This window comes from Bacillus sp. FSL E2-8868 (assembly GCF_038005505.1).
GTDB classification, from domain to species: Bacteria; Bacillota; Bacilli; order Bacillales; family Bacillaceae_G; genus Bacillus_A; species Bacillus_A mycoides.
Map to the genome: position 1 here is coordinate 63,718 of NZ_JBBOTI010000004.1, position 14,992 is coordinate 78,709.

12 protein-coding genes are annotated in these 14,992 nt (G+C 31.7%); 3 read left to right on the forward strand and 9 right to left on the reverse strand.

All coding sequences use genetic code 11. The features are described from left to right. Positions 1-2: 2 nt before the first annotated feature. The 9 genes from NSS74_RS25370 to NSS74_RS25410 all read right to left on the reverse strand — a co-directional run bounded on the left by NSS74_RS25370 (position 3) and on the right by NSS74_RS25410 (position 12,100). Positions 3-869 carry an amidohydrolase family protein gene (locus NSS74_RS25370; RefSeq protein ID WP_088031183.1) on the reverse strand — a complete coding sequence of 289 codons (867 nt, stop codon included), beginning with the start codon at positions 867-869 and terminating at the stop codon, positions 3-5. 28 nt (positions 870-897) lie between these two features. Then, on the reverse strand, positions 898-3,741 hold the full coding sequence (gene uvrA, locus NSS74_RS25375) for an excinuclease ABC subunit UvrA (RefSeq protein ID WP_340814526.1): 2,844 nt from the start codon (positions 3,739-3,741) through the stop codon (positions 898-900). 23 nt (positions 3,742-3,764) lie between these two features. Further along, a complete protein-coding gene (uvrB, locus tag NSS74_RS25380; RefSeq protein ID WP_149191262.1) occupies positions 3,765-5,600 on the reverse strand; it encodes an excinuclease ABC subunit UvrB in 1,836 nt (611 codons plus the stop codon). A gap of 24 nt (positions 5,601-5,624) precedes the next feature. Continuing rightward, positions 5,625-6,968, reverse strand: coding sequence for an ATP-binding protein (locus NSS74_RS25385; protein ID WP_201035010.1), 1,344 nt, complete (start codon positions 6,966-6,968; stop codon positions 5,625-5,627). 9 nt (positions 6,969-6,977) lie between these two features. After that, entirely contained in the window at positions 6,978-8,432 is a 1,455-nt protein-coding gene (locus NSS74_RS25390; protein ID WP_088031187.1) for a class I adenylate-forming enzyme family protein, read from the reverse strand. A gap of 29 nt (positions 8,433-8,461) precedes the next feature. Further along, complete coding sequence (locus tag NSS74_RS25395; RefSeq protein WP_340814527.1) at positions 8,462-9,406, reverse strand: hypothetical protein; 945 nt, start codon at positions 9,404-9,406, stop codon at positions 8,462-8,464. A 13-nt stretch (positions 9,407-9,419) separates the two neighbouring features. Then, positions 9,420-9,794 carry a carboxymuconolactone decarboxylase family protein gene (locus tag NSS74_RS25400; RefSeq protein WP_088031189.1) on the reverse strand — a complete coding sequence of 125 codons (375 nt, stop codon included), beginning with the start codon at positions 9,792-9,794 and terminating at the stop codon, positions 9,420-9,422. A 93-nt stretch (positions 9,795-9,887) separates the two neighbouring features. Continuing rightward, positions 9,888-11,063: an LL-diaminopimelate aminotransferase gene (locus tag NSS74_RS25405; protein WP_340814528.1), complete on the reverse strand. Its 1,176-nt coding sequence runs from the start codon at positions 11,061-11,063 to the stop codon at positions 9,888-9,890. Between the two features lie 113 nt (positions 11,064-11,176). Beyond that, complete coding sequence (locus tag NSS74_RS25410) at positions 11,177-12,100, reverse strand: 3-oxoacyl-[acyl-carrier-protein] synthase III C-terminal domain-containing protein (protein ID WP_201033394.1); 924 nt, start codon at positions 12,098-12,100, stop codon at positions 11,177-11,179. Positions 12,101-12,266: 166 nt separating this feature from the next. On the opposite strand from NSS74_RS25410, the gene NSS74_RS25415 reads away from it, so the two are divergent. From NSS74_RS25415 to NSS74_RS25425, 3 genes are read left to right on the forward strand one after another with little or no spacing between them, the layout of a single operon-like run. Continuing rightward, a complete protein-coding gene (locus NSS74_RS25415; RefSeq protein ID WP_340814530.1) occupies positions 12,267-13,202 on the forward strand; it encodes a 3-oxoacyl-[acyl-carrier-protein] synthase III C-terminal domain-containing protein in 936 nt (311 codons plus the stop codon). A gap of 16 nt (positions 13,203-13,218) precedes the next feature. Continuing rightward, positions 13,219-14,238 (forward strand): hypothetical protein, encoded by a 1,020-nt coding sequence (locus NSS74_RS25420; protein WP_340814531.1) that lies wholly within the window; start codon positions 13,219-13,221, stop codon positions 14,236-14,238. Next, positions 14,222-14,944, forward strand: coding sequence for a hypothetical protein (locus tag NSS74_RS25425; RefSeq protein WP_149191268.1), 723 nt, complete (start codon positions 14,222-14,224; stop codon positions 14,942-14,944). Before NSS74_RS25420 ends, NSS74_RS25425 begins: the two co-directional genes overlap by 17 nt. Positions 14,945-14,992 lie beyond the last annotated feature (48 nt).

Genomic DNA, 14,992 nt, shown 5'->3' on the forward strand with positions numbered 1-14,992 from the left:
TATTAAACTCCCTTCTTCAACTGCAATAATTTTTCTGCATTTTTATAAAAAATCTGATCCCATTCTTCTTCTGTGATATGAACTCCTTGTTCTTCTAAGCGCTTTTTTATATTCTTAAAGCGATTAATGCTTTCCTCCATTGTACACATTGGATAATCCGTACCCCAAATTAACTTATTAATAACCCCCTGTTCTTTTGCCATCTTAAAAATATTACACATTTCATCAATTGGTTGATAAAAAGATACAATTGATAAATCAGTATATACATTTTTATAATTTTTAAGAAGAGATAATGTATCGTTAATCCACGGCCATCCCATATGAGCTATTATAATATTAAGATTTGGAAATTTAATTAGTACATCATTTAGTAGCATAGGGTGACAATAACGTAAACTTGCTTGTTTTATCGGAGTAAACCCCATATGAACTAAAACTGGTAGGCTACGCTCCTCTGCATCTTCATACAGAGGATACCAGCCCGGATCATTAGGTGAAATGCCCAAGTATCCAAAAGCTAATTTATATCCATGTAGGTTATAATTAGTTAACTCTTGTTCTAGACTCTTTTTACACAAGGATTTTTCATAAGCATCAAAGGAAGCAAAACCTACAAAATATTTTGGATATTTTGCGCACAATTTTGAAACATACTCATTTGTAACATGTACTCCTAATGTGCGTTTAGCATTAAAAGCAAGTAATACCGCTTTTTTTACTCCTACTCCTTCCATTTCTTTGATTAAATTTTCTATTCTTACTTCCATATTTGTATGAGATTTATTACATGAATCCATCATTTGTTGGGCAAACTCTTCAGTGTACTCACTTTTTAATTCTCCAACATGAACATGAAAATCAATCAAACAATCACCCCCTTTCCAAAAATATTTATTAATTATGTTCTAAAAATCCCTTTAAAAATTCCCCTGTAAGCGAACGGGGTACATTACATATTTCCTCAGGAGTCCCTGCAGCTACTACCTGTCCTCCATTTTTCCCTCCATTAGGCCCCATATCAATAATATAGTCTGCTGTTTTAATAACTTCTAAATTATGTTCTACTATCAAGACTGATGATCCCTTTTCTACTAGTTGATGTATAACTTTTAAAAGTCGGTTTATATCTTCTAAATGTAGACCTGTAGTAGGTTCATCAAGGATATATAAGGTTTTACTAGTAGATGTCCTTGATAATTCTGTAGCTAGTTTAATACGTTGTGCTTCTCCACCTGACAAAGTTGTTGCTGGTTGTCCAATTTTCATATAACCTAAACCAACTTTATTTAAGCTGTTTATATATTTTATTATTTTAGGATGATCTTTAAAAAATTCTGTTGCATCTGCTACAGTCATATTTAAAATATCGGAAATATTATTATTTCGATATTGAACATTTAAGGTTTCTTGATTATATCGATGCCCTTGGCAATCATCACAAACAACATAAACATCAGGTAAATAGTGCATTTCAATCTTAACTACCCCATCGCCCTTACAAGTATCGCATCTTCCTCCAGGTACATTAAAACTAAATGCCTTTTTAGTTAATCCCCTTACTTTAGCATCTGGTGTCTTTGCAAATAAATCTCTAATTTCATCAAACATACCTGTATACGTCGCTGGATTAGATCTAGGTGATCTTCCTATCGGTGATTGATCAATATTAATTACTCTATCAATGTGTTCTAAACCACTTATCTCATCAAAATCACCTGGCAGCAATTTATATGCTCTGTGAATTTTTCTAGCTAAATGCTTATATAATATTTCATGGATTAGGGTACTTTTCCCTGAACCTGAAACACCAGTAATACAAGTCAGTAGCCCTAAGGGAATATCGACGTCAATATCTTTCAAATTATTTTCTTTAGCACCTCTAATAGATAAATATTTCCCATTTTCTTTTTTTCTTTCTTTAGGAATCTTTATTTCTTTAGCACCAGATAAATATTGACTAGTTAACGAACCATTTCCTTTTTTAAACGCTTCAGGAGTGTCGGCTGCTACAATTTCTCCACCTTGATTCCCTGCTCCAGGTCCTAGTTCAACTATATAATCCGCTGCTAACATTGTATCTGTATCATGTTCTACAACTATTACCATGTTACCTAATTCTCTTAACTTTTTTAGAGTATTTATTAAACGAATGTTATCTCTTTGATGCAATCCAATGCTGGGTTCATCTAAAACGTATATCACTCCAGATAAAGCCGACCCTATTTGAGTAGCTAATCTAATACGCTGAGCTTCTCCACCAGATAGTGTTTTTGCTTCCCTATCTAAGGTTAAATATTCTAAGCCTACATCCAATAAAAACTGTAATCTACTATTAATTTCCTTAAGTAACCTTTCGGAAATTTCTATTTGTTTTTCAGTAAGAATTTGATTGATATGCTTAAAAAAATTAGCTACATTATCAATAGACATGCTAGATAATTGTGCAATATTTGTATCACCAATATATACAGCTAAACTTGTTTGTTTTAATCTCTTACCACTACAAGATTGACATGTAATGCTAGACATTACTTCTTCTAATTTTTCCTTCACACTGTCCGAATTACTAGCATTGTATCTACGATTTATATTAGGAATTACTCCCTCAAAAGGCGCTGAATGTGTTCGTTGTTTACGCTCTGACTCATATTGAAATAGGATTTCCTCTGTTCCACTTCCATAAAGAAGAATATTCTTATGTTGATCAGAAAGGTTTTTAAATGGCGTTTCTTTAGAAATACCATAATGATTACACACTATATCAATTATATTGTGATACCATTTTGCAGTACTCGTAGCCCAATTTTCAAATACGCCTTCATTTATAGACTTATTCCAATCTGTTATTAACAGCCTTGGATTCACTTGTAAAGTAGCCCCTAACCCATGACATTGTTCACACGCGCCATATGGACTATTAAACGAGAAATTCCTAGGTGTTAGCTCATCAATAGAATAACCACATTCGGAACATGCTTGTAAGCTATTAAAAAAGTATCTGTTTGTTTTTCCATTTTGTTCCAACGTCTCTATTAATACTTGTCCTTTTGCTTCTAACGCAGCTTTTTTGATCGAATCTGTAACCCTTCTTTTATTAGCATGTGAAAAAGTGACCTTATCAATAAGAGCCTCTATTGTATGTTGTTTATTTTTATCTAAAACGATGGGACTAGTAATCTTTAATAATTCGCCATCAACCCTAATTCGAATAAATCTCTTCTGAATAGCTCTCTCAATTACACTCTTGAACTCTCCCTTTTTTCCCTTAATGAGAGGGGCATATATATACAACTCTGTCCCATCTTTTAAATCTTTAAGCTGATTCATCATTTGATCTATTGATTGGGGTTGTATAGGAATATTATGTTCTGGGCAATAAGGAATACCAATAGAAGCAAACAATATTCTCATGTAATCATATATCTCAGTTATCGTTCCAACTGTAGATCGAGGATTCTTATGTATAACTTTTTGCTCAATAGATACTGATGGTGTAAGGCCTTCAATAGAATCTACATCTGGTTTTTCCATTTGTCCTAAAAACTGCCTCGCATACGATGATAAAGAGTCAACATACCTACGATGTCCCTCTGCAAAGATTGTATCAAATGCTAAGGATGATTTTCCTGAGCCACTTAAACCTGAAAACACAGTAAGGCTATTAAAGTCTAAATCTATATCTACACTCTTCAGATTATTAGCCCTTGCTCCCCGAACTTTGATTACCCGGTCAGACATACCTTAATCCTCCTTGTTCCCACTTAACGCTCCTCAGGGATACCTAATAAATTTTTCAAAGAAACAGGTTCTTTTTTTACAATTGTTTTAGGTACAATATTGTTATCTTTGTTATATTGTATTTGAATTTCTCTCCTACGCTCGGTCTCCTCAATAGCACCTTCAATATTATCTTTTATACTATCGGCAAACAGAAGTGCTCTTCCATTAATATTTCTAGCAGCACGACCAATTAGTTGTAATAATGCACTTTTAGATCGAAGGAATCCCCTTTGATCTGCTCCAATTACAGCTACTAGCGATACCTCTGGTAAATCTAACCCTTCTCTTAAAAGATTAATTCCTACAAGCACATCAAAATTACCCATTCTAAAATCTCTAATAATTTCTGATCTCTCTATATTCTCCACTTCAGAATGCAAGTATTCTGCTTTTATTTGTAAGTTATTAATTTCTTTCGTTATTTCTTCTGCTTGTTTTTTGGTTAACGCAATAACTAATACCTTTTCATTTCGACTAATAGTATTTTTTATTTCATTTATTAAAGTCTCAAAGTAATTTTCGCTACTCTTCACTTCAATAACTGGATCGATAAGCCCAGTAGGGCGTATTACTTGTTCCACAAAAACCTCTTTAGAATCTACTTCATGTTTTCCAGGAGTTGCCGACATAGACACCATACATTTCGTATTGTTCATAAATTCTTCAAACTTAGGTGGTCTATTGTCTAGTGATGAAGGTAAACGATATCCATAGTCAATTAAATTTTTCTTTCTAGACTGATCTCCAGCATACATAGCGTGAAACTGCGGTAATGTTACATGAGATTCATCAACTACTGTTAAATATCCATCTTCAAAATAATCCGTCAAGTTAAAACATCTCGACCCTTTTTCTCTATTTTGCATATATAAAGAATAATTTTCGATTCCCATACAATGACCTGTATTCTTTAACAATTCCAGATCATATAATGTACGTTGTTCCAACCTTTCTGCCTCATGAAATTTACCTAAACCTCTTAAAAACTTTAACTGCTCAACTAAATCCTTTTCAATTAAAGGTAGAGCTGTTTCAATTTGTTTTGTTGTAGTAATAAAACTTGTAGCAGCAAAGATATGAACTTCCTCTAGACTATCCACTATCTCTTCAGTAACAGGATGAATAGTAAGGATCTCCTCTAGTTCATCTCCAAAAAATTGTAACCTGATAGCTTCCTGTTTACCCATCGGATAGATATCAATTGATCCCCCACGGATTCTAAATGTTCCAGGCTCAAACTCTATATCATTTCTTTTGTACTGATTATCAATTAGATGCTTAATAACTTGCTCATATGTGTAAACAAAATACCCATCTGGTTTTACAGATAAAACGAAAGAAGTACTATTAAAGTCCTCGGGGGCACTCATTGGATACAAACATGAAATACTGGCTACTACAATGACATCTGTTCGTTTTAATAGACTGGCCATAACAGAATGCCTCATTCTTTCAATTTCACTGTTAATTTTAGAGTCCTTTTCTATAAAGAGATCTTTATGTGGAACATAAGCCTCTGGTTGATAATAATCATAATAACTTACAAAATACTCTACTGCGTTATTAGGGAATAATTCCTTTAATTCGCTCCATAGTTGAGCCACTAATGTTTTATTATGAGCGATAATTAAAGTTTGACGATTAAGTTGATGAATTACATTAGCAATAGTAAATGTCTTTCCGGTACCTGTAGCCCCTTTTAATAACAACCTACTTTTGCCATTCTTTACTCCCGTTACTAGCTTTTCAATGGCTTGTGGCTGATCACCCATAGGTTCCATAGATGATTGGATCTGAAAATCTATCGATTTTCTCATATTGTATCTCCTTTTATTTCTCCTCTAAGTAACATTTAAATTTCCTAATTTATTCTTCAAAATTTTCACCATATCTTCACATTGATTGATAGTTTCACCAAATATAATTGTATATAGCCTCCCTTTCTTATTAATTCCCAAATTCAACGTAGAAAAGCCATTAATAATTACACCATGCTCTTTTTCCTTGGTATATAAAATATCTTTTAGCTCCTCTTTAATTATTTTGAAAGGTACTGTTTTTTCCAAGACAACCTCAAAAGGTATAGCCATAAAGAACGCATGGGGATTGAAAAATCTTTCAATAATATTATTTTGGTATGTTGCCATGTTGAATCTAGCATTTATTTCGACACAAGGGTACAAAAATCCTTTCCTATCAATCATTGCATCAACACCAACTACACCATAAAATCCATCTCTCGCTAATATTTTCCCAATAATTTCATAACTTTCTAGAAGTTCTTTTTCCTGAACTTTTGTTAATTGAACTGGTAATTTATGCCCCAAATGTACACCTTTATGTACCAACGCTTCTCGAACTGATGTAAATTTGACATTCCCTTTTTTATCTATGATGAATTGATAGTTAAGGTCTCTTTCTTTTTCAATCCAATTTTCTAAAATCATTTCTATATTTTCATGTCCCTTTTTTACGGACATCCTTTTTAATAAGTTTAAAATATTTTCAAATTTACTATCTGAATCAATTAGAACCATTCCTTTTCCAGATACTCCCATAGAATCTTTTAAAACTAATGGATTTTCTAAATATCTTTTTCTAATTTCATGATAATTAAACTCAAGTTCTGAGATAGTATGACTCACTTTTCCTGCTACTTGGCGAAGATCAAATTCATCTGCTAACTTCCAGCTATAAATCTTGCTATTAACCTCACGACATATAGTTGATGCAGGAGTACATAAAGAAATTGAAGTTTGTTGAGATACCTTTTCCTCAATGTTTGATGTACCATATGGTAGTAATGAATACGAATTATCTCTATTAATATTTTGGAGCCTATTAATATTTTTAGTGCTAGATAAAATTGTTTCCGAAATATTATCTGCCGAGTTATCAGAATAGAAATTCAATACATTCGGAACAAATCCTCGAGTTTCTTCTATATATTGTACATAATCCTCATCAATGTCTTCTTTAAGACAAACAATGTCTTCTTTTCCAGCAAGAAATAATGCCATTTCACCTATTTTATTAACCAATGGTTGCGCTTTCGAAATATTACTACCCGGTATTGTAATGATGTTTTCTTTTTTCCAATGCTGTTCTACTTCAACATTACCCAACCATATAAAATTTTTTCCCGATTCACTAAGACTGTTCTTTAGTTCCTTATAGAAAGACATAGTTTCCTCCTAGACTAAATTTTGCAGTTCATTTTTTAAAACCTTTCCATTATTATTACGGGGAATAGCGGATACAAATTTAACAATTTGTGGTATTTTGTAACTAACTAATCTTTCCTCACAAAATTTCACCACAGTTTCCCTTTTTAAATAATCATTAGCAACTACAACTGCTGCTAAAATTTCCGTTCTTTTTTCTAGATTTTTTTTCCCAAATACAGATACATCATATATTTCGGGATGTTGTCGTAGGACATCCTCTACTTCAACTGGATCTACTTTTTTACCTGCTACATCTACAACATCACTTTTTCTTCCTCTTATATATACTTTTCCATCTAGCTCCATTTCACCTAAATCCCCAGTCAAATAATAATTTTGAGATAACCTTTTTTCTAACTCGCCTGGAAGATTATAATATCCCTTCGCCCTTGACTCCGTATATAACGCTACTTCTCCTACTTCTCCTTTTTGTAACTCTTCACCATCATTACCCAAAATTTTCACTTTAACATTATGGAGTGGATATCCTACACTGTTATAGTCATCCGTTTGATTTAAGATTGATAGTCCAGTTTCAGCTACGCCATATAAGTCTGAAATATTAATACTAAACAGCCTTTTGAATTTTCTTTTTATACTTTCATGAAGAATTGTACCTGAAGATACACACATTCTTACATTTTTAAATTGCTTTGTATTTTTTATTCTAGTCATTAAATCATACAAAACTGGAAAAGCCACAAATATAGTAGGTTTCTTATCTAATATAATTTCAACTACTTTTCTTGGGGTTATATTATCATGGAGTAAAATTGTAGCACCAACTCTCAATGGAGCAAGTATTGAGGTATTAAAAGCTAAGCCGTGCGTTAAATATGCGGCACAATATACTATATCATTCGAATTTAAATTAACTGATTCTAACCAATTTGTAGATGCTGCGATTACATTTTTCTCTTCGTACATCATACATTTTGGAATACCTGTCGTTCCCGATGAATAACGGCATGATATTATATTTTCTAATCTCTCCGTCGCAATCTCATTAGACAAATATTTTTGTTGAAGAATAATTAGTGATATATTTCCATATTTATAAATATGTTTTATCTTTTCTACTAAAGGAAAATCATCTATTTCTTCCGTCCTAACAATAAATCCGCCAAGATGAACATGCTTTATTAAGTTGTCTAACTCATTCTCTCGCCATTTATGATCGACTAAATGAGCAACTTTCTTAGCTTTAATAAGTGCATAATAAGAAATGATGAAATCTGGATGATTTTTAATATAAATACCAATTGGATAAGAAAAACCACTTATATCTTGCTCTATTTTTTCACCAATACTATCAAATTCATTTACAAATTGTTTATAGCTTAATTTATAATCTTTATACATTAAAGCTTCTTTATCCGGAAACTTCTCTGCAGATTTATATATGTATTCCAATATCTCCACTTTCTAATCACCTCTGTCATATAATAATGTTATTGCATACATTCTAGATGAAGCGTCCCAATAGTACCTTTAGAACCAGCAAAGATTAGTAGAATATGCATCCCTTTTTTGATTTGTCCTTTTTGATGCATCTCTTTTAGACTATAATACGGATCTGAAGTAGTTAAGTTAGCAGTATTTCGATATTCACGTTGATAAAAATAAAAACCCTTACAATCTAATTTAATTTTATCTATAAAGTTCGAAGAGAAATTTTGTAAAATCACATGGTAGGGCATAATATTTAAATTTTCTTCTTTTATGTGCTTTAACTGCTCTTGAATATATACAATTAGCTCATCTTCACAATTATTTTCTTCCCTAACATGCCATGAATGAAGATCCCATGAAACAATCTTAAATTGTCCAGTAGTTCTAGAAATTGTAAACGAAGCAGCTCCGTCGCCATAAGGAAATTGATTATGTTTAACACGCATTTGTGGAAGATTACATTTATCAGCACATACTATTTGAAATTCCTGCTTATTATCTTCTATAAACATTTTTGCAATATTTATAGCTGTTAAAGATACAACGGATCCCTGATCTTTGATAGCATAAGGTAGCGCTTGAGATAAATCCCCATGTCTTTTTATATTCATTGCTACAGTTATAGGTTGTGGGAGATTTAAAAATTCATGGCAGTAAACGAGATGTTTAATATTCTCCTTAGATTTTCCGTTTAAAGATTTTCTCACCACATCCCCTGACATTTCCGCAATATTATTATCACTAATTGGGATTGTATACATATATTTTTTAAAGGAATCTAGTCCCAAATCTCTGCTGTCTTGACTAGACTTCTTTTTATACGCTTCAAACATTCCATTAAAATCTGGATTAACCTCTGCTCCTTTTATATCGCACAAATAATCCTTTACAGTCTTATATTTATCTAGATAAAGTACTTCTAAGTTAGAAATATATAACTCCATTCTATAGTCTCTCCTAATTATTATTTTTTTCACTTTCCATTACTTCTTTAATTAAAGACATACCAAAATTAAATGCAGATAATCCTTTAAATAAGAATGCTAGCTTAGCTACATCAAATAACTCGTCCCAACTAGCGCCAGCTCTTCTTGAGGCAATTAAGTGCACCTTAGCCCCAGGTGCAGCTAGCATAAGTAACATACCAAATAACATTATTTGTACATATTTTTCTGGAATATACTTTGATTCCATGCTATTTTTTCTAAACATTTCATGTAATTCAAGCTCTTCTGGCCTAACTTGAAGAGTCACCTCATGCCTAGCCTCAGTTGGAGCTGGAATAAAACCAAATAGATTTTGATAAATTTGATTAATATCATTCATATTCATATATAACCCTCCAAATTTTTAATAATTAGAAATAGATGAGTTGTATTTTTTATTATATTGGTATTAAATATTAATAAAACTATTTTATAGTGTTTATTTTTGAATATAGATATTTTCATTAATTGACTTAATTGCTCTATGGAGCTGTTCTTCTTCAACATTTAAGGAAATCCTTATAAATCCTTCTCCATAACCTCCAAATCCTACACCTGGAGTCATCAAAACCCCCGCCTTTTCTAATAACATCTTACAAAATTCCATAGAACTATTATTATTTGGTACTTTCACCCAAATAAAGTACCCTGCTTTAGGCACCTGAATTTCCCAACCAAGAGGCTCTAATCCTCTTTTAAGGATATTCATACGCTCTAAATAACGCTCTTTGATTTCTTTAGGAACTTCGTTATAAGAATCTAGTGCAAATGAAGCTGCTTTTTGGATAGCTCCAAATACACCTGAATCTACAAATGCTTTCGTTTTGGCTATATTATCTATAACTTCTGCATTCCCAACCACCATTCCAATGCGCCAACCAGTCATACAAAATGTTTTTGAAAAGGAATGAAATTCCACCCCTATCTCCTTAGCTCCTTTTGCTTTTAAAAAACTAGGCGCTACATAATTACCAAAAGAAACTTCTGAGTATGCAGCATCATGTGCGACTATGATATTATTTTTCTTTGCAAACTCTACTGCTCGCTCAAAATCCTCAACACCTGCCACCGCACCAGTAGGATTATTAGGATAGTTTAAAAACATTAATTTTGCTTTTTTAGCTACCCTAGGAGAAACGTTAGAGAAATCCGGAAAAAAATTATTCTTTTCTAGTAAAGGTAGCTCCTCTACTTCCCCTCCAGCAAGAGCCACTCCACCTGCATATGCTGGATAACCAGGATTAGGAACTAATGCTATTTCTCCCGGATCTATATATGAAAGCGATATATGAGATAATCCTTCCTTTGAACCCACTAAAATCAATACTTCTTTCTCCGGATCTATATCCACACCAAACCGCCTTTTATACCACTCGGAAATTGTGATTTTTAACTGATCAATACCGCGAAATGGAGGATATCGATGCGTTTCATATTCAGATAAAACTTCTTTCATTTTTTCGACAATGTGACTTTGTGTTGGAAAATTAGGATCTCCCACACTTAGATCGATAACAGGATATCCTTCCTTTACTCTCTTTTGTTTCATATCCTCAAGATGTGCAAATAAATAACTAGGCAAATTAGATACTCTATTCGAAATTTTGAAATTCATCTAACTCCTCCGAATTTTTAGATTTTTTTATGTTATTTTAGTAAAATTATAATAGTATATTTTACCAAAATACATAAAATCTATGTTAATCCCACGTGATTTATATATTAATATTATTTTCTCATTAGAACACTACCATAAGCACCTCCAAGGCCCACACTTAACATTAAATAATATGAATCCTTTGGGATATCAAATTCATATAAGGAATCCTGAAGATTAAGTAATAAGTCACAACCGCTAACATGCCCTAATTTAGCTATATTGTTTGTATATATATTTTCAAACGGGATGTTTAAAGAACGTGAGGCTAACTCCCAAGTATCAAAATTCACATTATGCGGGATTATGAGTTTAATATCTTGTAAATTAATATTGGATTTTTTCTCTGTCAATTTAAGTATTTTCTTTATACCCAAAAAATATGACATTTGAAACCAACGGTATGATTGATCATCCCATTCCCCAAAACTTGATACTTTAGAGTCTACAAATTGATTAACACATATGATTTTATTACTATCACCCTGAGAAGATATTAAACATGCTGCTGCCCCATCGGAGAATACAGTCATGTCCTCAATTTTTCGCATTGAATCAGTATACATCTTCTCAGCAAATAGTAGCAAAATATATTTTTTGTTGGAATTTTCAAGTAATTTAGTCGCTATTTCAATAGCTGTTATTGGTGTTACACAATTCAAATCTGAAATTGTAAATGCTGGGATATCCCCTAAATCAAATTCTTTTTTTAACTTCTCTAAAAACACGTTACCATCAGGATGACTTTGCATGGCATGTCCATATATAATTCCCCCTAAATCATCAGGGATTATTTTGTTAGTTTCAAATAAATCTTTAACTGATTTTTTCACCATACTATATGACGTCTCTGTACCAGAATCCATAATATATCTTAACTTATGAAAATCCGTTATTCTCTCATATTCTTTATCACTTAGTCCAACTGATTCTTTAATATCATAAATATCTACTCTCTTTTCTGGTCTATACGTGGAAATCTTATGCAAATACATTAAATACACCTCTTTTAATAAAATTTAAACTTATAATAACTCAATAAATGTATTTTTTTAAGAATATTCAGTATTTTTAACATGTCATTAACTTTAGATTGATGTAGTTAAATATGGTATTTATTGTACCTTAGCTTTAATAATAAATACTATTAGGAGGAACTAGATGAGGATAGGCATTCAGGGAATCGGTATTTACGTTCCTAACAATCGCGTAAATTTAAAAGAATTAGCAAGTACCTTATATTTATCTGAAAATGAACTTGATGTACTAATGAATACTCATCACTTAAAAGAAGTAGCTGTTGAAACTGAAAAAAATGCTAATGAGATGTTAATTGCGGCTATAGAGAACCTTATGTTGCACAATAAAATTGATTCAACAGATGTTGGGTTAATTTTATTTACCCATACAATCTTGCAATTTTCACCTTTTCTATCTGAACCACTTCTAGCTATTAAAAATCAATTTGGCTTTCATAATGCACACAGTATGTCAGTAGCAAATCTGAATTGTGCAGGAATGGATTTTTTACTATCTCTCTCCCATACATGGCTACTAAATAATAATCACGCAAAAAGTGTCTTAATTTTAACAAGTGATAAAACATTTGTAGAAGACTTTAGGTATCTCAAGGAAAGTTCTGTAATGGGAGATGCTGCTTGTGCCGTCTTGGTTTCAAAAGGTTCACAGCAAAATCAAATCATCGCATCTAATATTAATGTAGATGCTACTATTTTTAATGGGGAAGCATCTGCTCCAGAGGAATTTGATTGGTTTCTAAAAAGTGTCTCAACAGGAATAATAAAAAATCTAAAGTCCCTTTTAAAAGACGCTAATTTCAATTCAGATGATATCACTCTAATTATTCCAAGTAATATAAACTTCCCAACTTGGAGTAACATAGGAAAAATTTTAAAAATACCTATTGAGAAATTCTATTTCCCTACTTTATCTAATACTGGACATGCACATAATTCTGATCCTATTCTTAATCTTCACCATGCAATATATTCAAAAAAAATTCATCCAGGAGATTATTATGTAACATTAACTGCTGGAATAGGTGGTACTTTTGGATGTACCTTATTCAAATGTTAATCAAGAGGTGTAATTCATGAACTCAAATATATTCATTTCGAACATAACAACTTATGTTCCCAATTCTCGCAAAATACAAAAAAATAATCTTATAAATCAAGAGAATATTATTAAGAAATTTGAATCTCAAAAACGGAAATTCCCATTATATTCTTTGAACAAAGAATACGGATTAGATAATAATTATGATGGAACAAATTTACAGTTTATTCTTCCAAATAATTCACTGCCAATATCTTTAAATGAAACTTCTTCTGATTTGGCATTAGAAGCAACAAAAAAATTAGTGGGTAAAACATCAAAAAGAGACCCCTTATACTTTGCATATTGTCATGATACAAACGAGCCTAGTATCTATTTAACTCCTGCTTTAAAAGTGAAAAAAAAACTGAAGTTAAAAGGTTCTATACCCTTCTCGATAAGTCACCAAGGTTCTGCTGCTTTTACTAGTTCTATATTTCTGTTAGATACTTTGCACAAGCAAAATTCAAAAAAGACATTTTCTATCATTACTACTACTGATCAAGTATGTCCACCCAACCCTAGAATTTTTTTCAACTCTTATCCTAAGGGAGATAGTTCTGCTTCCTGTATTTTTAGTAAAGACAATGGACAGTATCGCATTATTGACTACACTTTACATTCTTTTTCTTCAACTCCTACACCGCTAAGGTGGAGTATAACAGATTATAATTTATTTGAAGAAAAATTGATTTCTATTACAAGCAAATTATTAGATGAATTTATTAATACCCATGCCATAAAATGGATAATCGCACAAAATTTGAGTGAATATTTCATTGAAGCATTAGAAATGTATACTCAAAAAAACGAACTAAAACTCTTCAAAAGGACCATTGCTACTAGCAGTAATCTTCTGACTAGTGATTGTTTAGTTTCATTAGAGCAAGCTGAACAAACTGGCGTTTTAGATGCTAATGATAACATTTTATTACTACAAGTTGGTCCGCTTTCACATATTGGACTATTACTATTAAAAAAAGAGAGAGCTGATAATTTTGTCTATCTTAAATAATTTAGATTTAATTCCAATAGATTCTTTACGATTTCATGAAGATCACGACCCACATAGATTGAAACGTATTACAAATGACATTCATAGCCTAAAATATTTAAATAATCCTCCTATGGTAACTGTCTGTCATGATAATACCTATTTAATATTAGATGGATTACACAGGGCTAAATCTTTAATAGAGATGAATATCAATAACATTATAGTACAAAAAGTAGACTTGGATCATCCTAAACTTAAAATTCTATCATGGACACATGTCATACCTGATTATATAGAAATCATTAATAATAATTATTATGCTAAAGAGGTTCCGATGTTTACTTTATTTCGTTCTAATCAAACTACAGTATTTCTAGGACCAAAATCTTTAAAATTACGTTTAGAAATACTTCACAAAATATCTTCAAGTTATTTAAATAAAGATGAAATTGAAAGACTTCCAGAACCGCCAGACTTTTTAGAACCTGGTAAACAGTATCTTTCTTTTCAGCCTTTTACATTAGAAGAATTTAAGGAATTGAGAGACTATCATTATATTACCCCACCAGGAATGACTCGATTATTAATTCCAGATCGATTATTAAACCTAAAAATGCCCTTACATCTTTTAGATCAAAAAGATGACGAATCTTTCCAAAAGAAAATACTTTCTTATAAACATCGCCTAAGAAAATATACAGAAGATGTCTATATACTCGAATAGAATTACTTTTACATTTCTTAATTGAATAATACGCTAACGTTTTCTTAA

Coding starts and splice junctions, on each gene's coding strand:
- uvrA (WP_340814526.1), bottom strand. CDS start 3,741: ATGTCTGACCGGGTAATCAAAGTTCGGGGAGCAAGGGCTAATAATCTG.
- uvrB (WP_149191262.1), bottom strand. CDS start 5,600: ATGAGAAAATCGATAGATTTTCAGATCCAATCATCTATGGAACCTATG.
- NSS74_RS25385 (WP_201035010.1), bottom strand. CDS start 6,968: ATGTCTTTCTATAAGGAACTAAAGAACAGTCTTAGTGAATCGGGAAAA.
- NSS74_RS25395 (WP_340814527.1), bottom strand. CDS start 9,406: ATGGAGTTATATATTTCTAACTTAGAAGTACTTTATCTAGATAAATAT.
- NSS74_RS25400 (WP_088031189.1), bottom strand. CDS start 9,794: ATGAATATGAATGATATTAATCAAATTTATCAAAATCTATTTGGTTTT.
- NSS74_RS25405 (WP_340814528.1), bottom strand. CDS start 11,063: ATGAATTTCAAAATTTCGAATAGAGTATCTAATTTGCCTAGTTATTTA.
- NSS74_RS25410 (WP_201033394.1), bottom strand. CDS start 12,100: ATGTATTTGCATAAGATTTCCACGTATAGACCAGAAAAGAGAGTAGAT.
- NSS74_RS25415 (WP_340814530.1), top strand. CDS start 12,267: ATGAGGATAGGCATTCAGGGAATCGGTATTTACGTTCCTAACAATCGC.
- NSS74_RS25420 (WP_340814531.1), top strand. CDS start 13,219: ATGAACTCAAATATATTCATTTCGAACATAACAACTTATGTTCCCAAT.